The sequence below is a fragment of the Lentibacillus halodurans genome (assembly GCF_900112045.1).
Taxonomy (GTDB): domain Bacteria; phylum Bacillota; class Bacilli; order Bacillales; family Amphibacillaceae; genus Lentibacillus; species Lentibacillus halodurans.
This window is the reverse complement of record NZ_FOJW01000002.1, coordinates 109,475-122,417: the sequence shown is the minus strand read 5'-3', so window position 1 is coordinate 122,417 and position 12,943 is coordinate 109,475. Positions and strand designations below refer to the sequence as shown.

General features: G+C 41.7%; 18 protein-coding genes and 1 pseudogene. 9 read left to right on the top strand and 10 right to left on the bottom strand.

Annotated features, from left to right (window positions below):
* Window positions 1–147: 147 nt before the first annotated feature.
* Window positions 148–729: a hypothetical protein gene (locus BM195_RS03295; RefSeq protein WP_090233582.1), complete on the bottom strand. Its 582-nt coding sequence runs from the start codon at window positions 727–729 to the stop codon at window positions 148–150.
* Between the two features lie 94 nt (window positions 730–823).
* Here BM195_RS03295 and BM195_RS03290 point away from each other — a divergent pair, with 94 nt between their 5' ends.
* A complete protein-coding gene (locus tag BM195_RS03290; RefSeq protein ID WP_090233579.1) occupies window positions 824–1,003 on the top strand; it encodes a DUF2929 family protein in 180 nt (59 codons plus the stop codon).
* A 226-nt stretch (window positions 1,004–1,229) separates the two neighbouring features.
* Here the strand turns inward: BM195_RS03290 and BM195_RS03285 are convergent, their stop codons facing one another.
* Window positions 1,230–1,565 (bottom strand): hypothetical protein, encoded by a 336-nt coding sequence (locus tag BM195_RS03285; protein WP_090233577.1) that lies wholly within the window; start codon window positions 1,563–1,565, stop codon window positions 1,230–1,232.
* Between the two features lie 103 nt (window positions 1,566–1,668).
* Between BM195_RS03285 and BM195_RS03280 the strand changes: the two genes are divergently transcribed.
* A complete protein-coding gene (locus tag BM195_RS03280; protein WP_139223968.1) occupies window positions 1,669–2,484 on the top strand; it encodes an undecaprenyl-diphosphate phosphatase in 816 nt (271 codons plus the stop codon).
* A 16-nt stretch (window positions 2,485–2,500) separates the two neighbouring features.
* Here the strand turns inward: BM195_RS03280 and BM195_RS18015 are convergent.
* Window positions 2,501–2,704, bottom strand: a pseudogene (locus BM195_RS18015) (hypothetical protein); the annotation flags it as partial.
* Between the two features lie 153 nt (window positions 2,705–2,857).
* Here BM195_RS18015 and BM195_RS03275 point away from each other — a divergent pair.
* A complete protein-coding gene (locus tag BM195_RS03275) occupies window positions 2,858–3,550 on the top strand; it encodes a Crp/Fnr family transcriptional regulator (RefSeq protein WP_090233569.1) in 693 nt (230 codons plus the stop codon).
* A gap of 292 nt (window positions 3,551–3,842) precedes the next feature.
* On the opposite strand, the gene moaD is transcribed toward BM195_RS03275, so the two are convergent.
* The 5 genes from moaD to BM195_RS03250 all read right to left on the bottom strand — a co-directional run bounded on the left by moaD (window position 3,843) and on the right by BM195_RS03250 (window position 6,574).
* Window positions 3,843–4,076 (bottom strand): molybdopterin converting factor subunit 1, encoded by a 234-nt coding sequence (moaD, locus tag BM195_RS03270; RefSeq protein ID WP_090233567.1) that lies wholly within the window; start codon window positions 4,074–4,076, stop codon window positions 3,843–3,845.
* A complete protein-coding gene (locus BM195_RS03265; RefSeq protein ID WP_090233564.1) occupies window positions 4,069–4,545 on the bottom strand; it encodes a molybdenum cofactor biosynthesis protein MoaE in 477 nt (158 codons plus the stop codon). Before BM195_RS03265 ends, moaD begins: the two co-directional genes overlap by 8 nt.
* Window positions 4,535–5,041: a molybdopterin-guanine dinucleotide biosynthesis protein B gene (gene mobB, locus BM195_RS03260; protein ID WP_090233560.1), complete on the bottom strand. Its 507-nt coding sequence runs from the start codon at window positions 5,039–5,041 to the stop codon at window positions 4,535–4,537. Before mobB ends, BM195_RS03265 begins: the two co-directional genes overlap by 11 nt.
* A gap of 338 nt (window positions 5,042–5,379) precedes the next feature.
* Window positions 5,380–5,691 (bottom strand): metal-sulfur cluster assembly factor, encoded by a 312-nt coding sequence (locus BM195_RS03255; RefSeq protein WP_090233558.1) that lies wholly within the window; start codon window positions 5,689–5,691, stop codon window positions 5,380–5,382.
* 121 nt (window positions 5,692–5,812) lie between these two features.
* A complete protein-coding gene (locus BM195_RS03250) occupies window positions 5,813–6,574 on the bottom strand; it encodes an alpha/beta fold hydrolase (protein WP_090233556.1) in 762 nt (253 codons plus the stop codon).
* A gap of 131 nt (window positions 6,575–6,705) precedes the next feature.
* On the opposite strand from BM195_RS03250, the gene BM195_RS03245 reads away from it, so the two are divergent.
* The 4 genes from BM195_RS03245 to BM195_RS03235 all read left to right on the top strand — a co-directional run bounded on the left by BM195_RS03245 (window position 6,706) and on the right by BM195_RS03235 (window position 8,547).
* Window positions 6,706–7,536 (top strand): Cof-type HAD-IIB family hydrolase, encoded by an 831-nt coding sequence (locus BM195_RS03245; protein WP_090233553.1) that lies wholly within the window; start codon window positions 6,706–6,708, stop codon window positions 7,534–7,536.
* A gap of 184 nt (window positions 7,537–7,720) precedes the next feature.
* On the top strand, window positions 7,721–7,870 hold the full coding sequence (locus tag BM195_RS18190) for a hypothetical protein (RefSeq protein WP_170848133.1): 150 nt from the start codon (window positions 7,721–7,723) through the stop codon (window positions 7,868–7,870).
* 1 nt (window position 7,871) lies between these two features.
* Entirely contained in the window at window positions 7,872–8,075 is a 204-nt protein-coding gene (locus BM195_RS03240) for a DUF3813 family protein (RefSeq protein ID WP_090233550.1), read from the top strand.
* A gap of 208 nt (window positions 8,076–8,283) precedes the next feature.
* Window positions 8,284–8,547, top strand: a complete 264-nt coding sequence (locus BM195_RS03235) for a NifU N-terminal domain-containing protein (protein ID WP_090233548.1) — start codon at window positions 8,284–8,286, stop codon at window positions 8,545–8,547.
* Window positions 8,548–8,734: 187 nt separating this feature from the next.
* On the opposite strand, the gene BM195_RS03230 is transcribed toward BM195_RS03235, so the two are convergent.
* A complete protein-coding gene (locus BM195_RS03230; RefSeq protein ID WP_090233546.1) occupies window positions 8,735–9,577 on the bottom strand; it encodes a YitT family protein in 843 nt (280 codons plus the stop codon).
* A gap of 261 nt (window positions 9,578–9,838) precedes the next feature.
* Here BM195_RS03230 and BM195_RS03225 point away from each other — a divergent pair, with 261 nt between their 5' ends.
* Both BM195_RS03225 and yppF read left to right on the top strand, forming a co-directional pair.
* Entirely contained in the window at window positions 9,839–10,699 is an 861-nt protein-coding gene (locus BM195_RS03225) for a DegV family protein (RefSeq protein ID WP_090233545.1), read from the top strand.
* Between the two features lie 205 nt (window positions 10,700–10,904).
* Window positions 10,905–11,090: a YppF family protein gene (gene yppF / locus BM195_RS03220; protein ID WP_090233543.1), complete on the top strand. Its 186-nt coding sequence runs from the start codon at window positions 10,905–10,907 to the stop codon at window positions 11,088–11,090.
* A gap of 84 nt (window positions 11,091–11,174) precedes the next feature.
* Here the strand turns inward: yppF and BM195_RS03215 are convergent, their stop codons facing one another.
* Window positions 11,175–12,671, bottom strand: coding sequence for an alpha-amylase family glycosyl hydrolase (locus tag BM195_RS03215; RefSeq protein WP_090233541.1), 1,497 nt, complete (start codon window positions 12,669–12,671; stop codon window positions 11,175–11,177).
* Between the last annotated feature and the right edge of the window lie 272 nt (window positions 12,672–12,943).

The window sequence follows — 12,943 nt, the reverse complement described above, 5'->3', positions numbered from 1 at the left end:
AAACAATCATTACATTTTCATGACATCGTAAAGTGAAACTTCATTCAGCGGGCGCATTTCCCGCTGAATGTTAGTTGAACAGAATCGGACCTGTACACACAGTTGCTCCCCCCTCTTTTTGGTTGCATAACATTTTACAGCTGGAGCTTACTGCTTGTTAAGGGGGGAGTAAAATTTTTTATACATTTCATAGTGATCTTTGACGATGTTGATGCTTTCTGCTATAGGTCTATTGTTTCGAATATAGATGGCATTTTCAAGTTTTACATTGTCCGTTCGGCGATCGTGAAACGATTTGACCTCCAAAACTGATGGAAGGTCCGATGAATGTATCCACTGCTGCAAGCTTTTTAAAACGTTTTTGACATATACAGCTTCCGATAGAAATTGCTCGGAATCAAATCGAATAAAATCATGCTGAACATACATGCCCTCCTGACTCATTGGCATCCATTCCCCGAATATAATGGGTAATTTGATGATTACGGGGTGATTTTTTTCCAATTTCAGTTCATCATCATCAATTCGAAGGAATGCATCATACGCGTTACGTTTTTCCAGGGGTGATATATGGCGGAATAACTCATGACGCCCGACAAACATTGACAAATGCTCTTTTTTATCCGTGTTAAGCTTATCGGTCCCATCAACGTTATAACCATTTTCCAGCAAATGATTCACGATATGAAAACCTATCCAATGAAAACAATTTTCTACTAAAACAACCATATTGATCATCTCCTTCATGAAACAAATCCTTTTATTTTTCAAACCGATTTGATAAACTGTATAAGGAAAGTTTAAAAAACGAGGTGTATACATCATGCGATTCTTTTGGTCTTTTTTCTGGGCAATTCTGATTAGTGGTGTTATTTCATATGTATTAACAAGCATGGCAGGTAATGAATTTCAACCAATAAGCACACTAATAGTTGCGATCATCCTTACACTTGTCGTTTATGTACTGGGTGAGGGTGTATTAAAAGCTGAAAACGAACATTAAAAAGAACACGGCCAATATTACGTTTAGCCCGAGGCCCGAATGCCGGAAATGAGGAGAAGGCGATGCAGCCGACATTCATGATTCTTTTTGCCGAATAAATAGCTGCCTTTTGAATCAACCCTTGCCCTCAAGGTAATGATGGCAAGGGTTTCGTCTTTACAAGTGTTCAGGTGGGATGGTAGGGTGTTTGATCATTCAGCGAGTTTGTTTTCCGTTGGCAAACGGTTTAATACCAAGGAAGGACGCTTAGTGCAGTCAACGCTGCCAATGGCAGTACCAGCCGGCTGAATCTTCTTGGACGTCCATATCCCGGATATCCCCCGAAACCGTATCCGTAGCCCGGGTATCCATAACCAAATCCGCCAAAACCGAATGGACGGTGATGCTGGTGATGTGAGCCCATGTTGTTATCCTGACCTATTGGTATTGCCATATAAACATATTCATCGTCGATACCGGTGATAATACCATCGACCTGCGTACCATCATTCATTTCGGCCAGGACATAGGAATGCATATGCTTTTTACACAGTTCATACATATGTTGTTGATTATAGTTCATATTTTCAACCTCCTCACCAATCATCCTATTCACATGCCCATAGGTTGGTGACATGTCTGAGATTGAAAATAGACCGTACTTGGGAGGAAGTTTTATGGAAACGATTGAAGCATTTTGGACATTGGTCAAATACATTGTTCTTGGTCTGCTACAAGGCTTCACAGAGCCGATCCCGATCTCATCAAGCGGACATCTGGTCATTGTTAGAGAGCTATTTGATGTCGGAATCGATGGTCTTTCTTTTGAAATCATGGTGAATTTCGGTTCACTGATCGCTGTACTGGTCATTTACCGGAAAGATATTTATCGTCTTGTGGAAAATGGCATTCGCTACATAACGACACGAGCTGAAGATGCGAAAAATGATTTTCAGTTTATCTTGTTTTTAGTGGTCGCGACAATTCCAACCGGGATTATCGGGTTGTTGTTTGAGGATTATATTGAAAACAAGCTGAGCGGTGTTGCCATTGTGGGGGTGACATTGCTCATAACAGGGGCTGCTTTATGGATTATTCGCAACCTGAGGGGGCGCAAAAATGACGGTGGCATCACAGTCCGTGACGCTATCATTGTCGGACTGGCCCAATCTGTTGCACTGGTGCCCGGCATCAGCCGCTCCGGTGCCACGATCGTTGCGGCGATGCTTGTCGGTATGAAAACCGAAACAGCACTTCGGTTCTCATTTCTTTTGTACATACCGGTCAGCCTTGGGATTACCGTGTTATCGGCTGGGGATCTCATTGGGACCGATAGTGAGTTCAGTGTTGTTGCCATTCCTGCTATTCTAGCCTTTGCGGCGTCGATCATTGCCACCTATTATTCATTACGATGGTTTATGAACATTATGGCGAAGGGTAACCTGAAGTATTTTGCCTATTATTGTTTCGCCGCCGGAATTCTGGTTATATTATTTTTGTAAAGTAAAAGACTTCCAACTACTGATAAGTTGGAAGTCTTTTGTCTTCTTTCGCGCCTATGCTGTTCCCCCAGGCTTTTGGAATATAAACACAATATGGTTCACTTCCATATATTCCCTTGTCACATTGTATGCCCGTGACTTGAACCGCCGCACACATGCCGGAATTCACACACACCACATTTACTTTATATTTATCCGGGTTTCTGAGATTTTGGAACACCTCGTGTTTATGGTGATATGAGCGGAAACACGACACGTGCATGATATTCATCACACACCCATTAAAGTGTCACAAATTGCCGCAATAAGTACGTTTATTTTATGATACTATTAACGTATAAGGTCGCACTCGTTAACGAAAGGAGAAACCTTAATGAAGACAGGTACGGTACAGAAACTGCTTCAGACATTCCCGTTGTTTAAAGACCTGACCGACATAGAGATTGAACCGATCATCGACTTGGCCAAGCACCGTATGTATCGACACCGCACACACATATTTATGCAAGGTGATCCACTAACAAATGTCTACTTTATTCACCAGGGAAAAGTTAAAATCTATAAAACCGACTTCCATGGGAAAGAACAGATTGTAAACATACTGCAGCCGGGCGATATGTTTCCGCACCAGGGTTTTTTCAGACAGGATAATTGCCCCGCACATGCTAAAGTATTAGAAGAAGCAGTATTAATTTATATTCCGATTCAATCGTTTGAAAACTTCCTAATAAATTATCCTGACATTAGTGTGAAACTGTTTCGAGTACTAGGTGATATCATTGTTGATTTACAGGGGCGTCTGGAAGAAAAAATTCTTCATAACACATACGAACAAATTATTATGCTGTTATTACGGCTTTCGCGGGGCTACGGAAAAGAAACGAGCGACGGATTGATCAAACTGACCACCCAGTTTACCAACCGCGAGCTCGCCAATATGATCGGATCAAGCCGTGAAACCGTCAGCCGCACACTGACCCAGCTAAAAATGCAAAATCTGGTGACAACCGACAAGTCCGGTGCGATTGTTCTGGATACCGATGCATTGGAAGACGAATTGTTTTAGGGAGAAAGATTATCCATCGGGGTGATTTTTTTGTTGGGATTGATATGTTGTTCACAGCTTTTTTATCAAACACAGTCGGAAAGTCTCAACATGAAAAGAATTGATCAACGAGGAAAAGTGTCATCCTGTTTACGCTTTTTATTATTTGAATAGCCGGCCTGACTGTAAGCGGACTGCTTGGATTACAGCATAAGCTTTGATAACGCCAAAAATGTGGAATTAATAGCCGCTCGTTTGTGAATTTATATCTCCAACAGCATTCAATTGAGCAGCTTTATTATAGAACGTATAACTATCCCCCACTGACCGGTGGAATGAACGCGACAACATCGCCACTCTTTAGTACGGTATCTTCCGGAGAATACTCTTCATTGACTGCAATCATGACATGATTCAAATTATCCAGCTTATACGATGACAACAATTTTGCTTTCAGTTCGTTAACCGACAAGCCATTTGCTTCCACACTCACCTGTTCACTGCCCGCCGCTTCCTGCAATTCGGCAAAAAATAAAACTTTAATCATCGCGCATACCCTCCTTTAAAGGATTATTCGCAGCATAAGATGTTTTTTCCTGCTGATCCCCAAGCCACTTTGTTCCGTCTTCCCAATGTTCTTTTTTCCAAATCGGGACAAGTTCCTTAATCCGCTCAATCGCATAGCGGCTCGCTTCAAACGCATCAGTACGGTGCGGGGTTGACACCGCGATGACAACCGCTATATCGGTAAGTTCCAGCCGTCCAATTCGGTGCACAATGGAGGTATCGGCATCTTCCCATTTTTCCTCGATTTCCTTACCGATCTGTACCAGTTTCTTTTCCGCCATTGGCACGTATGCCTGATATTCGAGGAACAATGTCCGCTTGCCATCCGTATATTCACGGACAGTACCGATAAACGTATTTACCGCACCTGCCTCATTCCTGACGACTTTCTTGATGCAGTCATTAGGATTTATCGGCTCTTTTGTTATCCAAAATTTTTTATCCAACAGAATCCCTTCTTATATCATCAGCCAATGCTGGTATGCTATTCTGCAGATTGTTCATGTCAAACACGGGATAGCGCCAATTTTTCCGCAAACCCATATTCCACGTTCCTACGGCTATTATATTTGAAAGTTGCTGTAAAAGCGACAGGTCTTCCTCACTTTTAATTAAAACAATTTTGGGATGCACTTCCATTTTATAGCCTTCAATCAGCAGTAAATCAAGCGGGAACCTGGCATACATCTGAATCAGATCATGCAGTTCAACCGGCATTTTTAAATTCAGCTGTGTCAGCTCAGCGCCCTGTACACCGCTGATAACTGAACCAGACGCATGATGCTGATAGCTGTCTGTTCCTCCTGCCATATCCGGCTCACCGCCGTGGCCATGATGTTTCAACGAACCGACTCTGAGCCCTTCTCCGGAAAAATACTGGATCAGTTCGTTCATGACCGTTGTTTTCCCGGATCGTTTGTACCCGATAATCTGATAAATATGCATATTTTTTCCTCTCCGCACACTTCCTAAAAATTTTTATTTGCCTTAGAACAAAGGCGCAAACGCCCTTTTAGCGACGTACGGACTGGAGTTGAACCGCAGGGGATAAAGGAAACACGATAAGTAAAGCGAATCGATGTTAACTTATCGTACGGAAGTGAAGAAAATCGGCTAGTCGCTGGGCGCTGGAGCCGGACGTGACTTATTTTGCAACAAAAATATGTACTGGTAAATTTTGTACTTATCTTATAAAAAAGGCCGATCCATTTGCTGAATCAACCTTGTGTGACTTTTTTGACGAATACCCATTAGTTCAGGTTTCCCTTTTAAAACACGCCTTATTAATCAGGAATACCGAGTGCGATTTTCGCATAGCGTGACATGTTTTCTTTACCCCATGGCGGATCCCAGACAATATTCACTTCTGCTTGTTCAATTTCAGGAATATCTGCAAGTGCGCGCTTGACATCTTGTTCAATATGACCTGCCAGCGGGCAACCCATTGCTGTCAGCGTCATCGTAACTGTACAGACACCATTGTCATCCATATCAGCGCCATATACAAGCCCAAGATTGACAATGTCAATACCCAGCTCAGGATCGATAACATTTTCAAGCGCACCCATGATATTTTCCTCGAGAGCTGCATCCATGACAATCCCCTCCTTCAATGTTCATATCTTTATTTAAACATATATCATCCCATTTTTAAATGATTTGCATCACACGATAAGGGACTTACACAGAATGTGGCGACTTCATGTTCAAAACATCCTATAAATGCTTCTTAAACCATTTAACCGTCTCCAGTATAGCATACCGGCTCACTTTATGATCACGATTTGCTTCCTTGATGAATTGAATATTTTCCTGATTGGTATACAACTGTCTAGCATCTTCATAAAAAGTATATGAGTGGTCAAACGGCACCACTGGATCCCTTTCACCATGCCAGAATAATACCGGGCGCTCATTCAGTGTATCGGCTTGTTTCGACAGATCATATTGTTCAAGCCGGACGTATAGGTCCTTGATTACATCATCGGTAACAGGCAGATCCCCCATTTTCTTAAAACTGTCTACCAATGTTTTAGCATAAGTCGTTATTTTTGGTGACCCCATCAAGATTCCTGCTGTTTTGATCCACGGATATTGTGTAAGAGCTGCAGCGGTTGTAATCCCGCCCATACTGGTTCCGGCAATACCAAATCGGTCGTTCAACACAAGATCTTCTGAATCCAATTCGTCCCTGATATCTTTCAATTCCTCCACATTTTTCATGACAATATCCCAAAACGATATTTGTTTTTTAATGCTGGATATTTCCCGCTCACGCTCACCATGATACATACTATCCGGAAGAATAACCCGATAGCCCTTTTCTGCCAGTAGATACGCTAGCGGTAAATTATGCTCTTTGGCACTAGTAAAGCCATGAAAATATGTAATGGTTGGCAATGTATCGTTTTGTTTTGTATGATCAACAATAACTAAGCATGGTATGGTTGCGATGGTTTTATGAAGTACTCCTATCATAAATGGCGATTCCTTTCCTTATAAAATAGTTGATACTAATTATCATAATATGAAGTTTTTGTAAATTGCAAACGAATCCTTTACATATAGCACCATCACTTATAAACTATAGAGCATACGAGGTGAAATATATGGAAACAAAACATCTAATTGCGTTGGACTTGGATGGAACACTATTGACTGATGATAAAGAAATTAGTTTACGCAATAAACAGACGATCAATAAAGCCATCAATGAAGGACATATTGTGGTGATCGCAACCGGAAGACCGCATCGCGCAAGCATTGACTACTATCATATGCTCGGACTTGATACACCAATGGTAAACTTCAATGGTGCGCTCATCCATCATCCGACCGATCACAAATGGGATGTGCTGCATAATCCCATGCCGGTCAGAACAGCACATCGGATCGTTGATGCATGCTATGACCTCAATGTGCATAACATCATCGCAGAGGTCATGGATCATATCCACATGGATCACTATGATGAAAAAATCATTGAAATTTTTCAGGCAACCCGTCAGGATTCACCTTTCACCATCGGAAGTCTTAAAAACAAGCTGAAAGACGATCCAACTTCATTATTGATTCACCCTAAAGAAGAAAACATTGCGGAAATACGAAACCATCTTGATGATTACCATGCCGAACTGATTGAACATCGTAACTGGGGTGCACCATGGAATATAATCGAGATTGTCAAAAAAGGGTTAAATAAAGCGGTAGGTCTGCAAAAAATTGCTCATTATTATCATATCCCGAACGAACGAATTATTGCATTTGGCGACGAAGATAATGATTTGGAAATGATTGATTATGCAGGTGTCGGTGTTGCAATGGAGAATGCAATCGACGAGCTGAAAACAGTCGCCAAGCACGTTACGGAAACGAACGAAAACGATGGGATCGGAATCTTTTTGGAAGATTATTTGAAACTTCAATCTGAAGCCATCTAAAATACGTGTTCACCAAAACTGCTTGTAAAACCAAGTGTAAAAATTTCCTTTCATATTCGGTAAACAGCCGAGCAAACTAGAAGTGAGCGCATAAAGCGTTCACTTCTTATTTTGTTTGGTTTTAACACAGTACAACGGAAATCTTGCAGTTGGAACAAGGCGTATTCCAAGGGAGGAATTGCCGATGGGAAAACAAAGCAAGTCAAGGCGATTCAGCCACCATAGTGCTGATTCCGTCAAGAAACATGATGAAGTATTTCCGTACAGGTCGCGTTTTTCTGATACAAAACGCAAACAGGAACAAGCTGACCGCCACACGATAGGAGGGGTTTAATATGGCACAGCAGCAAAATAATTTAATGCAGCGCGCCAGAAATGCCGTCAACCAATTAACGAATGCTCAAGGCAATGCAAACCAGCAGGAACAGCAAGCTGCACAAAATGCGATACAGACTGCCAGAAACCAGGCATCCCCTGAAGAACAGCAGCAGCTCCAACAGCTTGAGCAGCAGTTAAGACAACACAATCAGCTGCAGTAACCTCCGCTGAAGATGAGGGTCAGACAATACCTCAGCAGATATTCATTCATGGCATGTTAATGATCCGCCATTCATTGATTCTGATGAAGCTCGGGATTCTAACATGCATGAGCACCCTTATTCGGATCTCCGGATTAAGGGTGTTTCCCTTTCATCCATTTTTCTGTTAAAATATACCCAAGTATGGATAACGATGGAGGGAATAAAAATGGGAATAAGAGCTGAAGCTACACCAAATCCGAATGCATTGAAATTTACTACTGACAGCCTCATTTTTGAAGGAGATAACAGTATTTCCGTAATGCCTGGTGATACAAGCGAACATGACATTTTGAATGATCTGATGGAAGTAAACGGTGTTGATAACGTGTTTGGCTATCAAAACTTCATTACCGTTAATAAAGCCTTTGATGTTGAATGGGATGAACTGAAGCCGCGTGTCATTGAGGTCATTGAAAAATATGGATACTAATACGATACATAACCATCAAGACAGCAATTTTTAGTTGCTGTCTGTTTTTTACTTCCGTTGCTCATTTTCCCCCGGTCATTTTGTTCATCGGATGGGTCACAGCTGTCACCGCAAGCCGCCAGCGTCAGTATCGCATTTAACATCATCAATATTTTTTATGTAAATTTACCCCTAATCGTCATCAGTATTAATCCCTTCTGAAATATCCGAATATGCCTGTTGTCTGTACAATATTCGTAAATGCATTCGGATCCACTTCACCGATAATTCGTTCAAGATCATAAAGCTCATAACGAGTAACAACAAGGTACATCATGCTTTTATCATCCCTTGTGTAAGCCCCCTTTGCCGGAAGAATGGTAATTCCACGAACCATTGTATCGTGGATCGCCTTTTGCAGTTCTTCGGCCTTGTGTGTAATGATCATAGCGGTTACTTTTTCATGGCGTGTGTGAAGAGCATCAATCACACGAGTCGTCACATACAGTGTCAATAATGTGTACAATGCGTTTTCCGGTTCATATAGAATACCGGCCATCGCAATAATAACGGCATTCAATGTCAAAAAGTACGTCCCGATCGGTCTGTCTTTCATCCGGGATAATACCATTGCGACAATATCCATCCCGCCGGTTGACGCACCATGCTTTAGTGTAACACCGACACCTGTGCCGGCGAGAACACCGCCAAAAACAGCATTTAAAATAATATCTTCAGAAAGCGCCACAACAGGCAATACTTCCAGGAAAATTGTTGTAAACGCAACAGACACGACACTGTAAATGGTAAAACCTTTGCCAACCTTATACCAGCCCAATATGGCAACTGGAATATTCAATACAAATAAAATAATACCAGTTGATAAACCAATACCCAGAAAATCATTAAATATACTGGCAAAGAGCTGTGCTGCACCTGTAAACCCACTCGCATACACATTTGCTGAAATCAGGAAAAAGTTCAGCGACAAAGCATTCAGTACAGCACCAAATATGACAATAACGATCCGCCTGGCTTCTACTAAAAACACAGAACCCCTCCTTTTTAGCACACATGGTTATTTTTTATCATTATTTTTTGACTATTCGCCTTTATAGCTTTAAACTAAAGTAAAGTGTAACTTCCATCAGTGGGGTGTCTTTTCCCACTGATGGTTAGTTTAACAGAATCGGGGTGTTAGCGTTAACTCCCACTTGAACTTATTTGATTTACCCTTTTGTTCCTGTGATGGGAGTTCTACGGACGATTACACCGGGAAAAATAATAATTTCAGCGAATGTAGGTGAAAAAAATGACGATTAAAATCCTTGCAGATTCAGCATGTGATTTGTCCGAAGATCATTATAAAACATATGACATAGAAATGGTACCATTAACGGTTCATCTGGGGGATGAGGAATTCAAAGACAGTATCGATATCAAGCCAAAAACAGTCTATGACGCCATGCGGGAAGGAAAGAGCCCCAAAACATCCCAAGTATCACCGCAATCCTTTAAAGCTATTTTTACATCCTATGCACAAGCAAATCAACCCTTAGTGTATCTTGCTTTCTCTTCAGAACTGTCAGGTACATACCAGACCGCCAAAATGATGGAACAGGAAGTAAAGGAAGCATATCCGGGAGCTGACCTTCACGTTATTGATACAAAGTGTGCATCAATTGGATACGGGCTTGTTGTACTTCGCGCTGCCCAGCTTGCCAAAAAAGGAGCAGACAGTGATGAAATCGTTGAAACAGCAGGATATCATGCAAGAAACATGGAACATATTTTTACCGTCGATGACCTTGAATATCTTTACCGCGGCGGACGCGTCAGCAAAACCGCTGCATTTGTCGGTTCATTTCTTAAAATCAAGCCGATACTTCATGTTGAAGATGGTAAACTGGTTCCGCTTGAAAAAATACGTGGCTCCAAAAAGCTGCTGAACCGAATGCTCGACATAATGGAAGAGCGCGGTACCGACTTTTCCAGCCAGACAATTGGCATCAGTCATGGTGATGATGTCGAAACAGCACAAAAAATGGCAGCATTAATCAAAGCGAAATTCAAAACAGACGATATTCTGATCGAAATGGTCGGCGCAACCATCGGCGCACATGCCGGTCCAGGAACACTTGCCCTTTTCTTTTTAAATAAGGATTATAAGTAATATCGGTACTGATCCGGAATTTCTGGGTCAGTGTTTTCTTTGCGAAAATTTGGCAGCTGTCACTTGGACAGGTCGTGCCGTGTCACCGGCAAGAACTAGATTTTTATGGCCATCATTAAAAATATATCATCTATCATGATTCTTCTGCCCCCAACATATATTTCCGGTAAGACAACCTAAACCGGAAATGTAAAGGAGGGGTTGGGTGAGTATTTTTGAATTAATTACGATTTTTGAAACGGAGCGAAACCAGCCGCCGGAATCCATAAATGCCCTGTTGGATTTTTATCAGCAAAAATACATCACTGGTGATATTGACATAAATCACTACAGGAAAATTTATCATTACCTTCATCGCCAGGGTGCTATTTCAGCCCATGAGTATGCATAAGTGCGTGCTCGTCTTTCAATAGATTAGAGGTTAAATTGGCATGAAATCAGCGAGTCAGCCGATTAAGCGGGAAAGGGCCGTGCATTACGCATCTGCTTCCCGCTTTTTTTGTTTTCTGGTTAAATACATTATGCCCAGAATAAACACGATCATGGTTCCGGCGATTGGTGAAATCACCATCCAGTTCAGACCAGTATCCTCCTGAACAACATATACCTCAGCAGTCTCCCGAGGGAGTCCTATATTGAATTGTCCGTCTCCATTCGCCCGTACAAGGTTATCACCAAGCAACCCTTTCAACTGTTGATCCAATTCAATTCCATCAATTGGTATGACTTGCGATTCCGTGTCGTTATTAATGGCAATATAAACGGACTCACCGTCATAGGATCGCTTGAATAAACTCATGGCACCACTGGAACCCAACAATTCATAGTCCCCATGCTGTAATGGCGGAAATTCAGATCGGAGGGCAGAAATTCGGTTAATGAATTGTTCCAGATCTTCATCTGCACTGTTCCATTCCACTAACTGCTGATTATCGGGGAATTCCCCACCACCCATTGGGATTTCCGATCCCTGATAAATCATGGGAATACCAGGGGCGGTATATAAATAGGTTAATGCCAGCTTCCACGTCGTTAATGGGGTTCTTCCATTTTCCAGCAGTTTTTGGGTAAACCGTTCTTTGTATGGATTGTCCAGATAATTTAATCCTTCTAAACCATTATTTTGCGATTTTTCATAAATCTGCGTTATTGGCGTGCCTGCCTTGGCAAACACATTCGTCATAGGTGTGTAGAGTGCATGATTTTTCACCGCCTGGATGGACGTGTTTTCGGTAAGATCACCGGTATACGCTTCATCATCCAAAATATGGCCTAATAGATAGAATTCCGGATTATTTCCGCGAATATGTGCTGTTAATTCGTCTAAAAATGCCTGATTGACCTGATCAGCGGCGTGAAACTTATAACCATCTATATCCGCTTCCTCAATCCAAAAATCTGCTACATCCTTTATGAAATGCTGTACATCCGGATTGGACTGATCCAGCACAGCCGTTTGATCCAGCCATTGGAAAGACTGTGCATGATTGTTTTCCTTAATCCAATCATGCTTACCAGGATCTTCCACCATCATGTGCGTGCTGGAAACATAGTTCGTCACGAATTCAAGTACAATTTTCATATTACGTTTATGTGCTTCTTCCACCAGCCTTTGCAAATCTTCCATTGTTCCGAATTGCTCGTCCACTTCATAAAAATTCTCAATCCAATACCCGTGATAGCCATCAGGAGCGTTTTCCATAATTGGTGATAAAACGAGCGTTGTATAGCCCAATTCCTGTAAATGATCTAGTTGATCGGTAATCCCCTGTAAATCACCTCCATGATAAGCGAGCGGATCATCCAGGTCTACCTGTGCATCCAGTGACGTATCACCATTGTTAAAACGATCAACCAATATATCGTATATGATTTCACCATTTATGGCTGTTTCATGTTCAGCTGCCGACACCACTTGTGAAAAACCGGGAAATAGTGACATAAGCAGTATTATAAAGAATAGGCGCTTCATATGTGTTCTCCTTCATTTGTAATATCTTCCCTTTCCTATTATTAACCACGTATACCTGTAGTCAATGAAAAAAGCAAATTTGTCCAAAATACTTCATCATACTTTCTACTGTTATAATCAAAGCCGGCGTGTAAAAAGGGGCACGGCACGTATTTAAAAAATCCTGTCCCCCCTTTTTTATGCTTTCTTTCGATTGTAGATATAAAAGAAGGCTCATACTCGATATTCATTTTTGAACCATTCGTGTAGGTTGCCTGAACCGAACAAGCATG